Genomic DNA, 20353 nt, shown 5'->3' with positions numbered 1-20353 from the left:
CATGGCGTACGACGAAGGACTTGCCGTCCGCATCCGCGAGCTCGTCGATGACCGGCTCGACCTCGCCGAGAAACGGATGTTCGGCGGGCTCGCGTTCCTGGTCAACGGCAACCTGGCCTGCGGCGTGCACCACGACGACCTCATGGTGCGGCTGCCTCCCGACGAGCACGGCGAGGCCCTCGCCGAGCCCGGCGCGCGGGCGTTCGACCTGACCGGCCGGCCGATGAAGGGCTGGCTGGTGATCGACGCCGCCGCCCTGGCCGAGGACGACGACCTGCGCCGCTGGGTCGGCCGGTCGGTGGCGTTCGCCGGCTCGCTCCCGCCCAAGTGATGGTCGACGAACGCTAGCTCCGCCGAAATGACTCACTGCGCCGGCGCCGGAGCGGCCGCCGGGCGGGCGGCGAAGGGCTGGCCGAGGATCGACGACGTGAGCGCTTCGACGGGCTCGGCTGGCGAGCGTGGGTTGGCCACGAGCGTGAAGTCGATGTCGCCCAGCTCCGGCAGGCCGACCGACACGGGGAGAGCCTGCAAGTCCGGCGGCACGAGGCTGCTGGGGAACACCGCCACGCCGATGCCGGCACGGACCGCGGCGAGCACGCCGTTCACCTCCAGCGTCTTGCAGGAGATGCGCCACGGCCGGCCCGACTCTGCCAGCACCCGCAGCGCCGTCACCCGGCTGACCGACGGCGCGGAGTAGGTGATGAGCGGGATCGGCTCGTCGGGCGGCACCTGGGTGCCGGGCACGCCGATCCAGACCAGGCGGTCGCGGCGCACCACCCGGCCGACGGCCTCGCCCGGGAACTCCTTGATGAAGACGAGGTCGAGCTGGTTGGCCTCCAGCCGGCGCAGCAGCGTTCGGGTCTGGGTGACGGTCAGCTCGAGGTTGATCCGCGGGTGCAGCTGACGAAACGCCCGCAGCACCGCCGGCAGCTGGGCCAGCGCGAGGTCGTCGGCGGCGCCGAAGCGGAGCCGGCCGCGCATGGCCGAGCCGGTGAAGTAGCTGGTCGCCTCGTCGTGCGCGGCGAGGATGGAACGGGCGAAGCCGGCCATCGCCTCGCCGTTGTCGGTGAGGGTGACCGCGCGGGTGTCTCGCTGGAGCAGTTGCCGCCCGGCCGCCTCCTCCAGCCGCCGGATGTGCTGGCTGACGCTGGGCTGGCTGATGCCGAGCTGTTGCGCCGCCTGGGTGAAGCTCAGCGTCGACGCCACCGCCAGGAATGTTCGCAGATGCACCGGATCGAACACGACCGCCCCTCCACCTATTGGAGTTCCTGATGACATTTATAGCCTTTATCGGCTTAGCGAATCGGCGTTCAGCACCTAACGTAGTACTCGGTCCTGCCAACCGAGCAGGATCTTCACCCGTCCGTCATCGCACCACCAAGGAACATCACCGTGAGCTCGGCGTCCACCGCCCTGAAATCGACCTCACAAGCCACCTACCCTTCACATACCCCCGCGGCCGCCGTTCGCTGGGCCGACACCTTCGCATCGCTGCGGGTCCGCAACTACCGCCTCTACGTCACCTCCCAGGTCCTCACCAACACGTGCGGCTGGATGCAACGCGTCGCACAGGACTGGCTGGTGCTCAGCCTGACCGGCAACGTCGCCTGGGTCGGCTTGACCGTGACCCTCCAACTCGCCCCGATGCTGGTCTTCGGCCTCTGGGGCGGCGTGATCGCCGACCGCTTCGACAAGCGGAAGCTGCTCATGGTCACGCAGTCCCTGTTCGCGTGCTCCGCGCTCACGCTCGGTGTCCTGACGCTCACCGGCGCGATCCGCCCATGGCACATCCTTGTCAGCGCCACGTTCCTGGGCCTGGCCACGGTCGTCGACAACCCGGCCCGGCAGGCGTTCGTGCCGGAGGTCGCCGGCCACCAGCACCTGCGCAACGCCATCAGCATCAACTCGACGGTGTTCCAGCTCGGGGCGCTCGTCGGCCCGGCGCTGGCCGGCGCCGGCATCGCGCTGGTCGGCGAGGGCTGGGCGTTCGTCGTCAACAGCGCGGCCGGCATCACCGCCGTCGGCCTGCTGCTCATGATGCGCGCGGCCGAGCTGTCGCCGGCACCGGCCATCGCCCGCGGCCGCGGGCAGCTGCGCGAGGGCCTGCGCTACGTCGGCGGCAAGCCGGAGATCCTCTGGTCGGTGGTGCTGGTCGGCTTCGTCGCCGTCACCGGCATCAACCTCGCCACCGTCCTGGCCGCGTACGCCGACGACGTCTTCGACATCGGCTCGGGGGGCTACGGCCTGCTCAACTCCTGCCTGGCCACCGGTGCGGTGATCGGCGCGCTCGCCTCCACCCGCCGTCGCACGCTCCGGCTACGTACGCTCGTCTACACCGCCGGCGTACTCGGGCTACTCCAGGTGATCACCGGGCTGATCGGCTCGCTGGTGGCGTTCAGCGTCCTGCTGGTCGCCGTCGGCGCGGCGTCGCTGCTGTATTTGACCGGCGGCAACACCATGGTCCAGACCGCGGTGGCCACCACCATGCGCGGGCGCGTCATGGCGCTGTACATCCTGGTGCTCTTCGGCGCGCAGGCCGCGTCCGGCACGTTGATCGGCTGGATCGCCCACACCCACGGCGCGCACGTCGCGATGATGGCCAGCGGCTGCGGCCCACTGCTGGGCGCGTTGATCGTCGGCACGGTGCTGGCGCGGCGCGGCCGGCTGGCCCCGCGGGTCATCCTGCGCGACCGGCCCGGCCGGGGCGTCGTGTATGTGCTGCCCCGGTCGCACGCCACGACGACCCGCCGGCCGGCGACGGGGTCCGCGCCGGCTCGGCCCGTGCTGCTCAGCAGAGGGCTGCGCGCGGAGGTCGGGAGGCTGCGCGAACCCCGCCCCGCGGACGGCTGCACCGACCCGCGGCGGGAGCCGCCGCGGCGGCGACGGACCGGCCAGCGGGACGTCCGCGCGGCTCGCCGGACCGGCCGCGCCCGGGTCCGTGCGGCCGCGGTCCGCGCGCACCGTCGCGGGTGAGCGGCCCGATGGCCTAGCGCGGTCCGTGCAGCCAGGCTCAAGGCCGGCTACTCGCAGCCGACGCCGTCGGAGTTGGAGTCCAGGTCGTAGATGTCCGACCCGACGACGTTCACCGGCCCGTCGGCGTAGGAGGGCCCGTTGCCGCTGCCGCCGGCGCAGTCGACATCGCTGTCGATCGGGACGCAGCCACTGTAGTTGGGGTCGCAACCGTCCTGGACGGCCGCATCCACCTCCGGCTCGGGTTCTGGCTCGGGTTCCGGGGGCGGCTCGTAGGTCCCGACCGTGGTCACTTCGTCCACCGGCGCCGTCGTGACCTCGTCGCCGACGAGAGTGCGCGACGTCTCGACCCCGTCGGTCAGCACGACCTCGTACGTGAGCGTCCGCACCCCCTCGGCCCCAGTGGTGGTGACGGCGCTGGTGCCGAGCTCGATCGTCGGGTCCTCGACGGTGACCTGGTCGAACGGGACCGCCTCGGTCTCGGTCACGGTCGCGACGGTGACCACCGGCTCCGACGGCGTGGGTGACGACGGTGCCGCGGGCGACGACGGCGCCGGCGCGGCCGTGCTCGACAGCGCCGGCTCGTCGGCGCCGCAGCCGCCCAGCGTCAGCGCGACGGCGGCGAGTGCGGCGGTGCCAAGCGACGTGAGCGCGCGCGAGCGCGCGACGATGACAGACATGAGCCCCCCGGCCTTCCCGCCGCAGAACACCCCTGCTGGTGTTGATCAACCGGCGGATCAGGCCGACCGTACGCCACGATGATCACCGGGTCAAGATCGGCGGTGCCGCGGCGATCAGGACCAGCCGAGCGGCTCGGTCCGGCGCCCGCAGTCCGACGCCTCCTGTGGCTCGCCGCCGCCGGTCAGGTCGGCCAGGTACGCGGTGCCGGAGTCGGGGACCTCCGGCGAGGCGATGCAGATCAGCGCACGGCTCTCGTCCGGCGCCACGACCGACCACAGGGCGAGCTGCTCGTCGCCGCCGACAGGCACCAGCGGATCGAGCGTCACGTCCTGCGCGGCCGGGTCGATGGTCGCGTGCGCCACCACGCCGTACTCGCGGGCGGCTTCGGCGCCGTCGTCGAAGCCGATCTCGGTGGGTGCGTGCGCCACCACGATGAACTCGGCCGGCCCGACGCGCAGCTCCTCGGTGTAGGTGGCCTCCACGTTGCTCTCCGCCCACACCGAGACCGCGGGCGCGACCACGCCGCCGGCCTCGTCCAGCCAGTACGTGGCTCGCCAGTCGCCGGGCTGACCGGTGGTGTCGCCGCCGGCACCGATGGCCACCTGGGCGTCCTCGGTGGCCAGGACCGGATCGCCGGTGCTGGCGAACCGCCACTCCGGCTCGTCGGCGCCGAGCTGGCCCGCGGGCAGGCTGACGTCGGAGTCGTCCAGGTCGTCCGCCGCTGCGTCGTCCCCGACCTCGATCGAGGCCAGCATGACATCGTCGCCGCGCTGCACCTCCACCCACAGGTCCGAGCCGTTCGGCGCGAACGCGGGATTCCCGTACTGGACGCCGCCGCCCGCGTATCCGCCGTCGCCGGGATCGAGCGTGAACAGCTCGGTGTACGTGCCGGCGGCCGGGTCGAGGCGGCCGACGGTGACCGGGTCGTCGCCCCAGACCGCGTACCGCCAGTCGGCGGAGAACGACGACCGCCGCCACGTGCTCGACGGCGCGTCCGGCAGCTCGACGATGGACCGGGGGTCGCCGCCGACGTCGTCGGGGTCGTGGATCTCCAGCCGGGTCGGCACGCCCGGGATCGCGCTGACGCTCACGATGCCGCTGAACTCGACGACGGCGGAGTCCGGTGCCGCCGCGGTCGACGAGCCGCCGGGCGTCGGCGCCGCGGGGTCGCCGTCGTCGTCATCGTCGGAGTCGCCGGACCCGCAGGCCGCGACGAGAGTCAGCGCGAGGAGGGCGCTGACCAGAGAACGGTGATGCGTCCTCGGCCGGGTCACGGCGATCCTTCCGACTCGACTCGAAACGAGTCACATGATCGCACAGAGTGCCAGGCCGGCGAGACCCTCACCGCCGGCCTGGCGGCCCGGGGACGCGCGCGGCGTCAGCGGCCGACCGCGCGCTCCAGCTCCTCCTTCGTCATCTTCGAACGGCCCTCGATGCCTTTGCTCTTGGCCTCGGCGTACAGCTGGTCCTTGGTGCGGCCGCCTGGGCCGGAACCGGAACGCAACCCGCCGCGCCGTCCGGAGGAGATGTCCTTCGTCGAGGTCCTGCTCTTCGCTTTCGACTCTCCGGACCGCGCGCGCTCCTTGTTGACGGTGCGCGCCGCGATCTCCTCAGCGGTGTCCTCGCTGTAGTCGCGGTCCTCGAGCCCGGACTTGATGTGCTCGTACTGGCGCTCGCGCTTCTTGTTCCACTGCTCCTGCGGCATGTTCTTCACCTCCGCGTCTCGTACTTGTTCCGTACCCGACGACGTCGAGGTCACGCTCGCCGTTTGCCTCCCGGGCGACCGGGTAGCAGGTGAACGATGAGCACTTCGTCCGACCGTGCCGCAGTCGCCGTCGAGCGGTTCGGCACCACCTACGCCGAGCAGGCCGGGATCCGGCTGAAGGACAAGCCGGCCCCGTTGTACCAGCTCCTCGTGCTCTCGCTGTTGCTGTCGGCCCGGATCAGCGCCGACGTCGCCGTGGCCGCCGCGCGCGAGCTCTTCGCGGCCGGCTATCGCACGCCGCGGCGGATGGCCGAGGCCAGCTGGCAGGACCGGGTGGACGCGCTGGGCCGCGGCCACTACCGCCGCTACGACGAACGCACGTCCACGATGCTGGGCGACGGCGCACAGCGGCTACTGGACACCGACCGTGGCGATCTGCGCCGCCTGCACGAGCGGGCCGGCTCGACCAGGCAGATCGAGGAAGGGTTGCGGGAGTTCCCCGGCATCGGGCCGGCCGGCGCGGCCATCTTCTGCCGCGAGGTGCAGGGCGTCTGGACCGATGTCGCGCCGTACGTCGACCGGCGGGTGTCCGACGGTGCTCGCCGGCTGAAGCTGCCCGCCGGCGCGGACCGGCTGGCCGGGCTGGTGGACCGGGAGCAGTTGCCGCGGTTGACGGCCGCCTGTGTCCGGGCGGCGCTGGACAAGAGCCTGACCGTCGACTGACCCCTGGAGTTGGAGGGAGCGCCACGATGAGCGACAGCTACGACGACCCGCTCGATCCCGACGCGGAGTTCAACCGCGATCCCGGCGCCTCGTTCGAGGACGCCGGCATCCCGGAGACCGCCGACGACAACGAGCCCGACTCCGAGGCGCCCGACCCGCAGACCCCGAGTGTGCCGACCGACGCACCGGTGTCCGCCGAGCTGCCCGAGGACTACACCGAGCCCGACACCGCACGGACGGGATACGTCACCGACGAACCGTGACCAGGCACACCACCGCCCCGACGCGAAAGCCGCAGCCGACCCGAGGAGGACGAATGCGAATGAACGCCCTGGCAGGGATCCTCGACCATGAAGGGCCGTATGCGAGCGCACTGTTCGACGTAAGCCGGACGACCGAGGATGCCCGGCAGAAGTTCGACCTGCGGGCGCGCGCGGCCCGTTCCCGGCTGGACGAGGCCGGCGCGCCCGCGGCGGTGAGCGACGCGGTGGTGGAGCGACTGCTCGAACCCACCGGTGTGCCCGGAAAGGCCGGCCGATTCGTCGTGGCGACGCCCGGCGGAGTAGAGGTGGACGAGACTTTGCCGAACTGGGCCGGCACCGAGGTGCTCACCTGGGGACCGCTGCCCGACGTCACCTCGTGGCTCGCCTACCGCGACAGCACCGCGCCGGTCGTAGTCGTCGTCGCCGACCGGATCGGGGCGGACCTGTACTGCTACCGGGCCTGGGGCGACGATCCCGAGCTGACCCGGACCGTGGACGGCAGGACCCTGCACGTGTCGAAGGTGCCTGACGGCGGCATGGCCCGGGCCGACCTGCAGAATCCCACCGAGGAGGTGTGGCGCGGCAACGCCCGCGAGGTCGCCGCCGAGATCGAGCGGGTCTGCGAAACCGACCCGTGGCTGGTCGTGCTGGCCGGCGACCCCCGCGCCAAGCACGAGATCCGGGCCGCCGTCGGCCCGTCGATCGCGCACCGGCTGGTCGAGGCCGAGCACGGCAGCCGGGCCGAGGGAAGCTCGCCCGACACCCTGCACGCCGACGTCGACGCGGCCGTGCGCCGCGCCGTCGACGACCGCCGGCACGCGGCGGTGCGACGGCTGGAGGAGCACGCCGGCCGCGACAGCGCGGTCGCGGTCGGCCTACCGGACGTGCTCGACGCCGCCGTGCAGCGAAGCCTCGACACCGTGGTCCTGGACGGCGAGCGCAGCGCGGCTCGGACGGTGCGGCCGGCCGACCATCCCGACCTGCCGCTGCCGCGGACCGCGCGGTCCGCCGCCGAGCTCCGCGCAGACCTGCTCGTCCTCGCCGCCGCGGCGAGCAGCTCGGCCGAGGTCGTGTTCGCCGGGGCGGAGATGCTGCCCGACGACGGAGTCGCGGCCATGTTGCGCTGGGACCTCCCGGGCAGCTGACGCCACGGGAGGTGTCGGTCGCTCCAGCTAGAGTGACTGGCATGTCCGGCGACGAGCCTGCGCGGGAGTCCGATCCCTCCGACGACGGTGCCCTGTTCCGGGCCGCGAGCCGTCGGGCCGACGACGTCGACGATGCCCGGTCCCCCGCCGAGCGCGGCCGCGCCTGGGCCCGTTTCGTGCCCACCGCACTGAGTGCCCTGGCCGAAGGGTTCCTGCGCGACTCCATGGTCATCGGGACGGCGACGTTCTCGCTGATCATCGCGGTCGCCGGCCTGCTGTCAGGTGATACCGGCAAGGCCGTTGTCGGCGTCGTCGCGGGCGTGGGCGGTGCCGTGCTGGTGGTGGCGGCGGTCGCCCGCCGGTGGCCGACCGGACGCCAGTGGCTCACCATCGCCGTCGTGCTGGTGGTGGAGGTCGGGCTGATCGCCGCCTGGCTCGGCTGAGGCAGCGCCGCCGGGCAGCACCTACTCGCCGGCGACGATCCCCTCGGCCCGCTCGCTCAGCTTCACGCCGCGGTCGCGTGCCCTGTTGCGCAGCATCGCGAACGCGGTCTCGGCGTCCAGACCGTGCCGCTCCATCAGGATGCCCTGCGCCTGCCCGATCACGTGCCGGGCGTCCATGGCCCAGCGCAGGCCCGACTCCGCCTGCGCGGACGCCAGCGCCACGGCAGCGTGCTGGGCATAGACCCGGGCGAGCTCGGCGACGTCGCCACCGAACGCGTGGGCTCGCGGACTGTAGACGCTCAGCGCGCCGATCGCGGTCCGGCGGGTGTCCAGGCGCAGCGACAGCACGCTGGCCCACCCGGTCCGGGCCAGCGAACCGCAGGTTGCCCACATCATCGCGACGCCGTGACCCGGTGTGAGCACGACGGTGGCTGCTTCGGCACCGGTGATGGCCCGAGCGTGCCGGAGCACGACGTCAACGGTGCTCTCGACGTCCTTCTCCTCATGCAGCACGGCGGCGACTTGGGCCAACTCCGCGGATGGGCTCGACCGCACGGTTTCCACCTCCCGGCGCCTCACCCGGCCCTCCGCACGGCTGGGTGCCGGCGCTGGCGACGACGGACGGTCCTACCTGCCTATCGCGGCCCGTGACGCACTGTCAACGACGACGGATGACGGCGTCGGTCGCTCCGCTCCCGGAAGGGGGGCTTCAAGGAGCGGAGCGACGGATCCCCCGTCGACGGACCACCGGCAAGCGCCCCGTCACTTGATAAGAGGCGACGCCCCGGGCGATCAGCACGCACGCACCGCAACTTTCTCCGAACCCACATCCCGTCCGCCGCGATCGATGGATGCGTCAGAAGAGCCCGAAATGGTCACGTTCAGCACGAAATCTCGTGTCGCACCATGCTCGCAATCATGGTGATGTTCAGGGGATCCTGCTGAACGTGATCATTTCGACGCCGTTGGCATGCGCTGCGAGCGACGCCAGCCACGGACGCAGCAGAAGCACCCCATTTGGCGGCCAATGCCCCAATTGCACTGTCCCCCCGCGTGGGATACGTAGGGAAAGTATGTGGATTACCAGGATGTGCCGAAATAGCCCTGAGCGGAACCGTTTCTTCCGTGATCAGGGGTGGACGAAGTGACGAGAGAAATCTGCTGCGCCGGGTGCGGAAGGGGGACGCCGAGGCATTCGCCGAGTTGTACGAGAGCTTCGCGCCCACCGCCCGCAGGACGGCCCGCCGGATGGTCGCGGACCGGCACGACGCCGACGACCTCGTCCAGGAAGCGTTCTACATCGTGCTGCGCGCGATCCGCCGCGGCGGCGGACCGGACGACTCCTTCCTCGGTTACCTGCTGTCGACGGTCCGGCGGCTCGCCTTCCGGCAGACCAGCCGGCAGCAGCGGCTGGTCGTCACCGCCGACGTCGACCCGCAGCAAGTCGTCGGTGAGCCGGTCCCGGGGTCGACCCAGCTCGACGACATCGCCGCCGCGTGGGCGGGTCTGCCCGACCGCTGGCGCGCCGTCCTGTGGCAGCTGGAGGTCGACCGGTACTCGCCCGCCGAGCTGGCGCCGGCCCTGGACATGACGCCGAACGCCGTGTCGAGCCTGGCCAGCCGCGCCCGGAAGGCGTTGCGCACGGCATACATCGCACATCAACGTGCCGCCTACGACGTCTGAGTGCCGGTGTCGTCGGCACCGCTGACCACCATGCTGGTCAGCTCGGTGCGCGAGCGGATGCCGAGCTTGCGGAAGATCCGCCCGAGGTGCGCCTCCACGGTCCGCACCGAGACGAACAGCTCCGCGGCGATCTCCCGGTTCCGCTTTCCGCTCGCGACCAGCGCCGCGATGCGGTGCTCGGCGTCGGTGAGATCGCTCAGCCGGGCCGTCGCCGGCACCGAGCCGCCGGCAGCGCCGAGCTCCTGCCCGGCCCGGTCCACCAGCGCCGCGGCCCCGCACTCCTGGGCCAGCACGATGGTGCGCTGCAGCCAGGTTCGCGCCTCGGTGCGCCGGCCCAGGCGGCGCAGGCGCTCGCCGAAGCACAACAGCGTGCGGGCCTGCTCGACCTGCGACACCGTGTCGGTACCGATCTCCACCGCGTCGCGGAACAGCTTGAGCGCATGCTCGCCCTCGCTGACGAGCGCCCGGCAGCGAGCCAGGGTGTGCCGGGCCCAGGCCGTCGGCACCCGCTCCGCCCGCAGCTCGAACTCGGCCAGGGCGATGACGGCGCGGTCATGCTCGCCGCTGCGGGCGCAGGCCTCGATGAAGTCCGGCTCCACGCCCAGCAATGACGGGTCGGCGTGTTCCAGCGCGTACCGGCGGGCGTGGTCGAGGACGGAGAGCGCCTCGTCGAACCGGCCGAGCAGCAGCAGGAAGGCTCCGGTCTCGGCCTGCATGACCGCGGTCGCCCACGTGTCACCGTGCCGGCGGGCGCCCTCGGCGGCCTGCCGGCGCCGGTCCCACGCCTCCTCGTCCTCGCCGAGGAACGCGTGCGCCCGGATCATGTACGCGGGGACGAGGGCGCGGTGAGCGCTGTCGGCGTCGACGCGGTCCCACCAGGCCGCCGCCGACCGCGCCTCACGCAGCCGACCGGCCCTGACCTCGAGCTTCACCAGCCCGGACAGGGCCACACGCAACAGCAACGGGGAATCCCCGAACTCGCCTCCGGTCACCGCATGCAGCAACTGACGGGCCCGGTCGAACCGCTCCGCGTTCACCAGCACAGTGGCGTGGATCAGGGCGCCTACGGCACCGACGAACAGGTCCCCCTCACCCTTCTGATCGGCGTCGACGAGCTCGACGGCCCGGTCCAGCTCGCCGCTGATCGACGCGAGGACCGCGGCGACCCGTCGCCGGTTTACCCAGATGTCGCTGTCGGCGCAGTCGCCGTACTGCTCGGCGAGCGCGAGGAAGCGGGCCGACTCGGCCTGCTCCATCCGGCCGGCCAGACCCAGCGCCGCGGCCAGGTACAGTGCCGCAGCCCGGCTCGGGTCGACCGGCGCGATCTCCTCCACGTGCCGGCTGACCAGGCCGGTCGCGACCTCGCCGTCGAGCAGGTTGCGCGCCTGAACCTCCAAGAGGGCGAAGTCCGCGCGCTGCTCGACCGTCGTGTCCAGCCGGAACCGCTCCCGGGCGATGTGCACCGCCTCGTCCAGCCGGCCGGCGAGGACGGCGAACCGCCCGGTCCGCAGCAGCCGGACGATGCGCTCGCCCGGCTTGGACGTCAGCCGCACCGCCTCCCGCGCGAAGGCCAGGGACCGCTCCACCTCGCCGCGGGCCAACGACTCGGCCGCGACGCCGTCCAGCCGCGTAGCCAGCTCGTCGTCGACCTCGTGCCGGGTCTGCGCCAGGTGCCACAGCTGCCGGCCGGGGTCCGTGCCGGCGTACGCGCCGGCCAGCGCCTGGTGCGCGCGGTCCCGCTCGGCGAGTGTCGCTGCCTGCCACATGATCGAGCGCACCCCAGGACGCTTCAGCGTGAACGTGCCGTCGGCGCGGTTCACGTGCTCGGCGAAGAGCCAGGCCACGTGCGGCGAGTCCGGTGCGCCGAGCGACTGCAGCACCGGGGCGAGCCGGCCGTCCTCGCTGCCGGTCGCCACCAGCAGCGCGAACCGCTGGTCCTCGTCGAGGACGGCGAGCTCCGGCAGTTGCAGCGCCTGCAGCACCGGCGAGTGCGGGAGGTTCCGGTCCAGCTCCACCTGGCCGAGCAACTGCACGTCCGGGATGCGCGCGACGACGTCCAGCAGGGCCCGCGGGTTGCCGCCGACCCGGGCCGCGATCCGGGCGCCCACGCTGTGCAGCGTGTGTGGCCCGCCGGCAAGCCGAACCAGCTCGGCCGCGTCACCGGCGGTCAGCTCTCCGATGCTGACGACCGGAAGCCCACGCAGCGGCGCCACGTCGTCGGCGACGTCGACGACGATCAGCAGCGCGACCGGCACCGTCGCGAGCCGCCGGGCGACGAAGCCCAGCACGTCCAGCGACGGCGGGTCGAGTCGGTGCGCGTCGTCGATGGCGACCACGACCGGCTGCGACACCCGGCTCACCAGCGTCTGGACCCGCAGGGCCACCTCGTAGGCACTGCCCGCGTCGTCCAGGCGGTTGGTCAGCTCGTCGACCAGGTCCGCGGCAACGGCACGCTGGTCCGCTGCCAGCGAACCCACCACGGCCGACATCACCAGATGCAGACCGGAGTACGACCACTCGCGCTCGGCCGCGGACCCCACCACCGAGGTGACCGCGACCTCACCGAGGCCCGGCACCTCGCCAGACCTCGCCTGCCGTGCCAGTTCACGCACCAGTGCGGTCTTGCCGACGCCCGCCGCCCCCTCCACCACGACCGCGCCACCCGTGCCCGCCGCCAATCGCGACAAGACACCGCGAATCCTGCCTTGCTCCCTATCGCGACCGATAACCTGGTCGCGCGCATCGATATCCACCCAATTCCCCTAACCCTGCGATTGCAGCCATCGCCGGGCCCCCCATTCATTCGCGATCTTGAATCCAGCATCGCTCACCGGCACACACCCACGACGGCATTGCTACCAACTCGTGACGAATGGCTAGGGGTGGAACTGGGGGTGATGCATGGGGTGAAGCTAAGATCCACAACAGCGCCGCACCCGAGGATCAAGGCGAACGAATCGGGCAAAGGCGCGGGGGGAGCATATTCATGACATTTCCGGCGAGCGCTCGGCAAAGCGCCGAACACCGGCCGATCCTCATCCGCGACCGCTTGATCGAGATGGTGACCGGCACTTCCGCTGCAGCGGTCGTCGTCGTGCACGGGCCACCAGGGCTGGGCAAGTCGGTGTTGCTGCACGACGTGGTCCGCGCTCTGCAGCCGGGCGGCGTCGAGCGTATCGGTCCCGACGGCGACCCAGAGGCGCTGCGACGGGCTGTTGCCGCCGAGCCGGACACCGTCGTCGTCGACGATCTTCCCGGCCTCGACGACGACGCCGTCCGGGCGCCGCTGCGGTCGGCCCAGGAGCAGGGCCGCCGCCTGGTCGTCGCCGCCCGGTCCTTGCCGTCCTGGGTGACGGCCGACCGCGTCCTCGACGGCACCATCGACGTCGTCGGCACGCAGGACCTGCTTTTCGACGCCGATGAGATCCGGCAGCTGGCCGACCGGATGGACGTTCCGCTGAGTGCGGACGACGTCGTCGAGATCGGGCGGACGACGGAGGGATGGCCGGCTCTGGTCGTCGCGGCGCTGCGGTCGCGCCGGTCCGACCCGACGATGCCCGAGCGGCGGCTGCGCGACCTGACCGACCGGTTCGTCCGCGTCGACGTCCTCGGTGACCTGCCCGCTGCCGAACGCGACCTGCTGACCGCCGCGGCCGCAGCACCGCGGTTCGACGCGGCCGTACTCCGGCTGCTGCTGGACGGCGACGCGGTACCGGAGCGGGCCGCACCGGCACGGCTGATCGACCGCTGGGCCGCAGCGGGCTGGGTGGTGCCCGCTTCGGACACCCACTGGCGCCTGCCCGAGCCGATCCGCCACAACCTGCTGGCCGACCTCGACGTGCGGCATCCCGGCCGCCGGATCGACCTGCTCACCGAGGCGGTGCGCTTCCTGGTGGCGCACGGCCGCACCGCCGACGCGCTGCCGCTGGTCGTGGACAGCTCGCTGGACAAGGTGACCGCCGGGGGCGTGGTCCGGGCCAGCTGGGAGCCGGCCGTCGCGCGCGGCCAGTTCACCGACCTGCTGCCAGCGGTCAACACGCTGCCCGAGGACGTCCTCGCCGCCGACCCCGTCCTCCTGCTGCTCGCCGCGGTCTCGGCGCTGGCGCCGCCGCCGGACCTCACCACGTTCGCGCGCCGCGTCGGCCAAGCCGACGCGCTGGTCGACCAGGGCACGCTCAGCGCAACCCTGCTGACCATCCGGTCCTTCCAGATGGTGCAGGGCCGCAGCCTGGGCGACGCCGCGGCCGCCCAGGCCGCTGAGCGGTCCGGCCGGACCCTCGTCGACGCCGCCACCGACGCCGAACGACGAGCCCTCACCGACCGGCTGATCTACTTCGAGTGGCAGGCCGGGGCCAACCGGCTGGCCGAGGGCGACCTCGACCTGGCCGAGACCGTCCTGGGCGCCGCGGTCACCGCGGCTCGGCACGCCGGCGCCGCCTGGCACGAGGCCAACTGCGAGGCTCTGCGCTCGTACACGTCGGTGCTGCGCGGCGACCTCGCGGCCGCACGACGGCAGGTCAAGTCCGCCACTGACCTGGCCGACCGCAACGGCTGGTCGGGCAACCAGTTCACCGACCACGTCCACCTCACCCGAGGCATGCTCGACCTGGAACAGGGGCGCACCACGGGCGTCGCTGCCGTGCTGCACGAGGCGCAGCGACGGTTGGAGCACGACGCCGTCCCGCCAGCGGCACGGCTGGCGCTGGCGTGGTCGGTGCTGGCCCTGCTGCGCGGCGACGAGACCGCGGCCGGCCAAGCCGAGCTGCTGTGCGGCCACGACTACCCCTCCAACCGCCTGCCGCTGAACCGACTGCTCGCCACGATCGCCCGCGCTCACGTCCAGCTGGCTCGCGACGACCCCAAGGCCGCCGCGCTGGAACTGGAGGGCGCGATCGCACCGCACGGGCACGAGGCGGTGCTGACGGCCACCCGAGCCCGCGCCCACCTGGCGGCGGGCGACCCGCTGACGGCCGACCGCGAGCTCGCGGCCCTGGCCGATGCCGGCGGCGTCGCCCCGCTCACCGTCCGCGCCGACCTTCATGCACTGCGGGCCGAGAGCGCACTGCAGCGCGGCATCAGCGCAAGGCCGCACGTTCACCACCTGCTGGCGCTGATCGAACGGACCGGCTCGCGCCGGCCCATCCTGTTGCTGCCGGCGCTGCGCGAGGCGATCGCCGGCGGTCTGCTCGACGGCCCGCCCGCGGCGCTGGCCACCGAGATCGCCGTGCTGCACCGGGCCAACACCGGGTCCCTGCCGACACTGTCCGGGCGCGAGTCCCAGGTACTGGCCTCGCTGGTCGGCCCTGAGACACTCGCCGACATCGCCAAGGCCTTGTTCGTGTCGGTGAACACGCTGAAGACCACGACGCGGTCCATCTACCGCAAGCTCGGTGTCGCCAACCGGCACGAGGCCGTCAGGGTCGCCACGGCGCTGGCGCTGCTGCCGTCGGAATGAGCGCCGCCACCTCGCCCCGGTACGGCTCAGGCATCGGCGGCCGCGAGGTAGGCGGCCCGGAGGGCGCGGCGGGCCCGCGTGGCCAGGCTGGAGACGGCGTTGGGCGTCATCGCCATGCGCGGGGCAAGTTCTGCTGGTGCGTAGTCCTCGACGTCGACGAGCCACAGGACCTGGCGCCAGCGGGCCGGGAGGCCGGCCCAGGCGGCCGCGATGCGGTCGCCGTCGGCGTCGGCGGCCGGGGTGCGACCCAGCAGCCGGTCCCACACGACCGGGTCGTGGATGGCGACCGTGCGCTTCTGCTGGCCCGAGTGGCGGTAAGCCAGGCGCCGGACGGTGGCCAGCACGTAGCCGTGGAACGACTCGCGCGGCCCGTGTCCGGAGCGGACGGCGTTGAGCACGAGGTAGAAGGTCTCCTGCACCAGGTCGTCCACGGCGTGGCCGTCGCGCACGATCCGGCGGGCGGCGCGCCTGGCCAGCGGCGCGACCTCCCGGTAGAGGTCGACGAACGCCGCTTCGTCGCCGGCGTTGGCGCGGTCGAGCAGTGCCGTGACCTCGTCATAACGGTCCCACCCGGTGGTCATGATCAGACGCTCGCGGCCCGTGGGGGTCCACCGCGTCGGCAGTGCCCACACGAACGGCCGAGGGGGAAACACGATATTGCCGCAATGCACCGCAAATCGGCCCGCGAATTCCGTCACAAACCGCCTGGCGGCCACGGTCAGCGCGGTGTGATGTCGCGCACGGCGGGCCGCATGTGCTGGGCCCGGCACTCCGTGTGAACGGAGCACCGGGCCCAGCGTGTTCTGCGCCGCCGGGTCAGCTGGTCAGGCCGCCCGAGCCGGTGTTGCGGCGCCGGGTGAACGCCACGCCGGTGCCACCGGCGATGACGAGCAGACCGGCCGCCAGCAGCAGGAGCGTCACGTTCCCACCGGTGTCGGGCAGATCGTCGTCATCGTCGGTCGGCGGTTCCGGGTCGTCCGGGCTGTCCGGCTCGCCCGGCTCCTCGGGCTCCATGCACGCCTCGTCCTCGTCGGTGAGGTCGTTGTGCTCGATCCCGGTGCTGTTGGCCAGGGCGCCGTTCTCGCCGGAGCCGGACTCCGGGCACTGCATCGACTCCTCGGTCATGGCGTCCTCGTCGAGGGTGAAGATCACCTGAACCTGGTAGGTGTGCACCCCGCCGGCGGCGAGCGGAACGTCCTCGGCGATGACGTTCACCGGGTCGCCCTCCGGCCCTTGACCGGTCCACGTGTCCAGCGGCGTCACATCCTCCGGGGTGGTGATCACCTGGGAGTCCTCGACGTCGAAGCCCTCGCCGTAACGGAGCTGGTCGATGACGGTGTAGACGCCGTCACCCTGACCGCTGTTCGTGGCCACCAGGTCGTACGTGATGGTCCACGTGCCGTCGTCGTTGGCGGTCGGCTCGCTGCTGACCGTCTTGTCGATGTCGATCGACGGCGGTTCGGCGCAGGCTTCGTCCTCGTCTTCCAGGCCGGCCTCGTCGGTCAGCGTGGACACGTTGTTGAACGCCGTGTCCGCGTGCGGGTCCGTGCCCTCGCCCGGGCAGGCGGTCGGGTCGGAGCCGTCCTCGCCGAAGTCGAACTGCAACGGCACCTCCGCGATGACGGTCAGCTCGTACTGGTGCGACGTGTAGCCCTCGTCGTCGGTGCCCAGGAGCGGCACCTCCTCGGCGATGACGAGCTGGTCCTGCCCGTCCCACGGCGGGTCGAACAGCGTCACCTCGTCAGGAGCGGCCGTGACGTCCGCGGAGACGACCGACACCTGGTCGGTGAAGTGCAGCTCGTCCTCCAGATCGTAGAGCGTCGGCGCGACACCCTTGTTGATCACCTCGATGCCGTAGACGATCTGCCACTGGCCGTCGCCGATCGACTCGGCCGAGATCAGCGACTTGGTGTGCCCCGGGTCGCCGACCTCACGGCACTCGTTGTCGCTGTCCGGGTAGGAGTTGAACGAGCTGGTGGCGTCGTTGTACAGGCCGGTGCCGTCCTCCTCGCCGCTCACCAGCGTGCAGTCCGACGGGTCGGGCTGCGCGGGCGGGTTCGGCAGGTCGAGCGTGAACTGCACCGTGACGGTGTACTCGTGCGACTCCAGCGCCCCGATCGGCTCGTCCTCGACGATCAACAGGTCGGTGACGCCGTCGTACTCCGGCCGGGTCTCGATGGTGCCCGGCACCGTGTTCTCGGCGACGACCGAGCCGTCGACGATCTCGATGCCGGTGCCGAAGCGGAGCCGGTCCTCGAGGTCGTAGTCGGTGGGCACCTCGGTCTCGTTGGTGACGGTGAGGCCGTAGGTGATCTCCCACACGCCCGGCTGGTTCTCCCGGTCCACGACGTGCGGCTCGGTGACCACGGTCTTGTCCAGCGTGACCAGCGGCAGCTCGCTGCACTCGTTGTCGGTGAGGTCTTCATGGTTGGTCGGGTCCATCGTGGCGGTGTTGAACAGCCCAGTCGTGCCCTCACCCGGTACCTGGTCCGGCGTGCAGGCCAGCTGGTCGGGCGTCACGACCGCCTCACCGGTCTCCGGGTCGGTCTCCAGCGCGACCGTCACCGTCAGCGTGTAGATGTGCTCGGTGCCGTTTTCGACTGTCGACTGCGCTTCGATCGGCACTTCGCCGGTGACGACGTTCAGGTCACTGGTGCCGTCCCAGTTCGGGTTCAGCAGCCCGTCGGCCTCCGGCGGACCGGACACCACCTGGGTGTCGACCACCTCGATGCCCTCGCCGTACCCGGTGAGGTCGTCGGTGAGCAGGTACGCACCGTCGATCATGCCGGTGTTCTCGGCGACCAGCTCATAGGTGATGGTCCACGTGCCGTCGTCGTCGAGGTTCTCCGTCGGACCGGACACCATCCGTTTGTCGAACTCGTAGTCGATGTTCGAGTAGCCGAAGTCGATCGTGTGGTCGTTCTCGCCCGGCCCGCCCGTGGTGATGGCGGCATACGGGAACGATCCCTCCTCGGTCTCCTCGACCAAACCGTCGGAGTCGTTGCGGTCCGGGTCGACGGAGTCGGCGTCGCCGGTGTCGGGGACCGTCGGATACCAGTTCTCCAGCGGCCCGCCGGCTTCGTAGTCGACCGGGTTGTCCACGCCGACGACGTAGTCGGTGTGTGTCTGCAGCTGGTAGTCCTCGTCATTGGACGAGAAGTAGTACTGGCCGTTCGCGTCGGTCGTCGTGGTGCTGACGAGCGTGCGGTTGCCGTCGGCGTCCACCTCGTACAGGTTGACGGTGGCACCTTCGACCGGCGTCTCGTCGGGGTCTTGGATGCCGTCATTGTCGACGTCGTACCAGACGTAGTTGCCGATCTCGATCGGCGCCGCCGACGCCATCGCGGTCAGCTCACCCAGGCTGTTGCCCTTCGCCGTACGGGTCGCCGCGGTGTTGACGATGATCGCCGCACCGCGCGGCTCTACGAGCGTGCCGTTGTCTTGGAAGAACCGGCGGGTGCCGGCCTGGTAGCCGGCCTCGGCGACGTGGATGCCGGTCGCCAGGATGCCGTCCGCACGGCTCGGCACGACCAGCGTGGCACCGAGGTGCTCGGCGCTGTTCACCCACGTGTCCATGAAGAACTTGCCCGGCTGACCGTTCGGGCCTTTCAGGGTGACCTGCGTCGTGGCACCCTGCTGCCCGTTGACCTGGCCGTTCTGCTCGATGGACCAGGTGCCGTCACCGTTGGAGCCGGCCTTCAACAGCTCGCCGCCGAGCGAGCGAGCGACCACTTCTGCGTTGTTGTCCGGAGCGAGATGGGTGAGATACCCGAAAAGGTCACCACCCAGATCGCGGATACCGATGATCAGGTCACCGTGCAGATAGCGCGCGTCCGCCACGATCGGCACCGAGGAGTACATGATGATCCCCTGCTGGAATTGGAGCCAGTCCGCGGAGTTGGTGCTCCACGGTTGGTAGCTCGCGCTGTAGAGATTGCCGTTGAACAGGCCACGGTCGTAGTGGAGCGGGAACTCCAAGACCTCACGCAGATTGGTGGGGTCGGCCGGGTCGAACGCGTACACGTAGGCGTGCAGGTCAGTCCGAGGGCCACCCTCCGCGGTGTCGGTGACCGTCAGGTACATCTCGTTGGTCAGCGGGTTGGCCGAGATGCCGTGGGGCCGCAGGTTGCTGTTGTCCGGGAAGTACGCGTCCAGCTCATGCTCGGTCACGTCGAGCACCTGCGTGCCGTCACGGCTGATCTCGATCTCGACCAGGGACCGGTTGTGGAGGTTGACGGCGAACAGCGATTCCTGGTCGTTGGAGATCTCCATGGCGCCGAGGCCGACGCGGCCGACCTTGTCCCACGCCTGGGCGTCCATGATCCAGTTGTAGGCCGGGTTGTCGGTGCTCACCACCGGCCGCAGGCCGTTGGGGTCGCCCGGCAATGCACCGGGGTCGGAGTCGCTGCCGACGTCAATGCCGTAGTCCGACAGGTTGACGAAGAGGCCTGCGCTCGCAGTCGGCGAGTCCGGCGTCCCGCCGTCCGGCGTGACCCGGTAAATCGCGTCGATCCCACCGGGGCCAAGGCCAGTGTGCCGCCGTACATACGCCGAGGCGAACACCGTCCCGGTGCCGCCTGGCTCCTCGGCCCGCTGCCACGCGGTGCCGTAGGTGGCGCCGACTTGGCCGAACGGCACCTGCATGGTGGTCGGGACCGGGGTCGAGTCGTTCGGACTCATCGCTTCGTACTCATGCGCCGCCCCACCGAAGTCGGCGGACTGGTCACCGTCATGCCCGCCGAAGCGGAACGTCGGCAGGTACACGTATGGGTTGTTCTCCACGAACGTGCTGGGCACCTGGAAGGAGAAGTCGACTTCGGCGGCGGGGACGGTGTCGACGAACTGCACCGTGGTGCCGTTGCTCGACCCGGCCGCGCGGCCGACCACGGAGTCGCGCCATTCCTCCCACTCCGGGGTGTCCGGCACGTTGGCCTCGACTCGCCACGGGCCGGCGTCGCTCGTCACGGGCAGCGAGTACGTCCCGTCGGCCGCGGTGGTGACCGGGCCGGCGATGTTGCCGTCAGCGTCGTAGGCGTAAACCTCGATGCCTTCCAGCAGCCCGGAGTCCTCGAAGGTGTCCAGCATCCCGTCGGAGTCGTAGTCCTGCCAGATGGTGCCGGTGATGGCGTCGCCCGGCGCGGCCTGAGCGGCGGGCAGGGTCGCACCCGCCCCGGCCAGCGTCGAGCCGACCACGCCGAGTGCGGTCAGAGCACCTGCTGCTCGAACCGTCCGCCGTGATGCTCGTCTCACCTGGTCGTCGCCTGGTCGGTCTCCGCGTCGTTTCA

At 71.5% G+C, this 20353-nt stretch carries 16 protein-coding genes; 8 read left to right on the top strand and 8 right to left on the bottom strand.

Translation table 11 applies throughout. From position 1 onward, the window contains the following. Position 1: 1 nt before the first annotated feature. Positions 2–331, top strand: a complete 330-nt coding sequence (locus tag E1269_RS21570; protein WP_131898374.1) for a TfoX/Sxy family protein — start codon at positions 2–4, stop codon at positions 329–331. Between the two features lie 32 nt (positions 332–363). Here E1269_RS21570 and E1269_RS21565 read toward each other — a convergent pair whose 3' ends face one another. Continuing rightward, the gene (locus tag E1269_RS21565) at positions 364–1242 is read right to left on the bottom strand and encodes a LysR substrate-binding domain-containing protein (protein WP_131898372.1); all 879 of its coding nucleotides are present in this window, start codon (positions 1240–1242) and stop codon (positions 364–366) included. Positions 1243–1392: 150 nt separating this feature from the next. Between E1269_RS21565 and E1269_RS21560 the strand changes: the two genes are divergently transcribed. Beyond that, complete coding sequence (locus E1269_RS21560; RefSeq protein WP_203433953.1) at positions 1393–2973, top strand: MFS transporter; 1581 nt, start codon at positions 1393–1395, stop codon at positions 2971–2973. Positions 2974–3020: 47 nt separating this feature from the next. Here the strand turns inward: E1269_RS21560 and E1269_RS21555 are convergent, their stop codons facing one another. From E1269_RS21555 to E1269_RS21545, 3 genes are all read right to left on the bottom strand, one after another. Then, on the bottom strand, positions 3021–3650 hold the full coding sequence (locus E1269_RS21555; protein WP_203433952.1) for a G5 domain-containing protein: 630 nt from the start codon (positions 3648–3650) through the stop codon (positions 3021–3023). 114 nt (positions 3651–3764) lie between these two features. Then, positions 3765–4925 carry a hypothetical protein gene (locus tag E1269_RS21550; RefSeq protein ID WP_131898371.1) on the bottom strand — a complete coding sequence of 387 codons (1161 nt, stop codon included), beginning with the start codon at positions 4923–4925 and terminating at the stop codon, positions 3765–3767. Positions 4926–5029: 104 nt separating this feature from the next. Continuing rightward, entirely contained in the window at positions 5030–5356 is a 327-nt protein-coding gene (locus E1269_RS21545; RefSeq protein ID WP_131898369.1) for a plasmid stabilization protein, read from the bottom strand. Between the two features lie 96 nt (positions 5357–5452). Here E1269_RS21545 and E1269_RS21540 point away from each other — a divergent pair, with 96 nt between their 5' ends. The 4 genes from E1269_RS21540 to E1269_RS21525 are packed head-to-tail and all read left to right on the top strand — an operon-like array spanning position 5453 to position 7930. Next, positions 5453–6079: an HhH-GDP family DNA glycosylase gene (locus E1269_RS21540; RefSeq protein ID WP_131898367.1), complete on the top strand. Its 627-nt coding sequence runs from the start codon at positions 5453–5455 to the stop codon at positions 6077–6079. Between the two features lie 26 nt (positions 6080–6105). Further along, positions 6106–6342 (top strand): hypothetical protein, encoded by a 237-nt coding sequence (locus E1269_RS21535; protein ID WP_131898365.1) that lies wholly within the window; start codon positions 6106–6108, stop codon positions 6340–6342. Positions 6343–6395: 53 nt separating this feature from the next. After that, complete coding sequence (locus E1269_RS21530; RefSeq protein WP_131898363.1) at positions 6396–7487, top strand: baeRF2 domain-containing protein; 1092 nt, start codon at positions 6396–6398, stop codon at positions 7485–7487. Positions 7488–7528: 41 nt separating this feature from the next. Next, positions 7529–7930 carry a hypothetical protein gene (locus tag E1269_RS21525; protein WP_131898361.1) on the top strand — a complete coding sequence of 134 codons (402 nt, stop codon included), beginning with the start codon at positions 7529–7531 and terminating at the stop codon, positions 7928–7930. Positions 7931–7951: 21 nt separating this feature from the next. Here the strand turns inward: E1269_RS21525 and E1269_RS21520 are convergent, their stop codons facing one another. After that, a complete protein-coding gene (locus E1269_RS21520) occupies positions 7952–8485 on the bottom strand; it encodes an ANTAR domain-containing protein (RefSeq protein WP_131898359.1) in 534 nt (177 codons plus the stop codon). 615 nt (positions 8486–9100) lie between these two features. Between E1269_RS21520 and E1269_RS21515 the strand changes: the two genes are divergently transcribed. Then, the gene (locus E1269_RS21515; RefSeq protein ID WP_162606556.1) at positions 9101–9613 is read left to right on the top strand and encodes an RNA polymerase sigma factor; all 513 of its coding nucleotides are present in this window, start codon (positions 9101–9103) and stop codon (positions 9611–9613) included. On the opposite strand, the gene E1269_RS21510 is transcribed toward E1269_RS21515, so the two are convergent. Beyond that, positions 9601–12366: a helix-turn-helix transcriptional regulator gene (locus tag E1269_RS21510; RefSeq protein ID WP_131898355.1), complete on the bottom strand. Its 2766-nt coding sequence runs from the start codon at positions 12364–12366 to the stop codon at positions 9601–9603. The two genes, E1269_RS21515 and E1269_RS21510, sit on opposite strands and share 13 nt — an antisense overlap. 233 nt (positions 12367–12599) lie before the next feature. Here E1269_RS21510 and E1269_RS21505 point away from each other — a divergent pair, with 233 nt between their 5' ends. Then, complete coding sequence (locus tag E1269_RS21505; protein ID WP_131898353.1) at positions 12600–15068, top strand: LuxR C-terminal-related transcriptional regulator; 2469 nt, start codon at positions 12600–12602, stop codon at positions 15066–15068. Positions 15069–15094: 26 nt separating this feature from the next. Here the strand turns inward: E1269_RS21505 and E1269_RS21500 are convergent, their stop codons facing one another. Together E1269_RS21500 and E1269_RS21495 are read right to left on the bottom strand one after the other, a co-directional pair. After that, positions 15095–15649 (bottom strand): RNA polymerase sigma factor, encoded by a 555-nt coding sequence (locus E1269_RS21500; protein WP_131898351.1) that lies wholly within the window; start codon positions 15647–15649, stop codon positions 15095–15097. A 235-nt stretch (positions 15650–15884) separates the two neighbouring features. After that, a complete protein-coding gene (locus E1269_RS21495) occupies positions 15885–20261 on the bottom strand; it encodes an SdrD B-like domain-containing protein (protein WP_131898349.1) in 4377 nt (1458 codons plus the stop codon). Positions 20262–20353: the final 92 nt, after the last annotated feature.

This window comes from Jiangella asiatica, from assembly GCF_004349065.1.
Classification (GTDB): domain Bacteria; phylum Actinomycetota; class Actinomycetes; order Jiangellales; family Jiangellaceae; genus Jiangella; species Jiangella asiatica.
The sequence above is the reverse complement of the archived record's forward strand: the minus strand, read 5'-3'. Positions and strand labels throughout refer to the sequence as shown.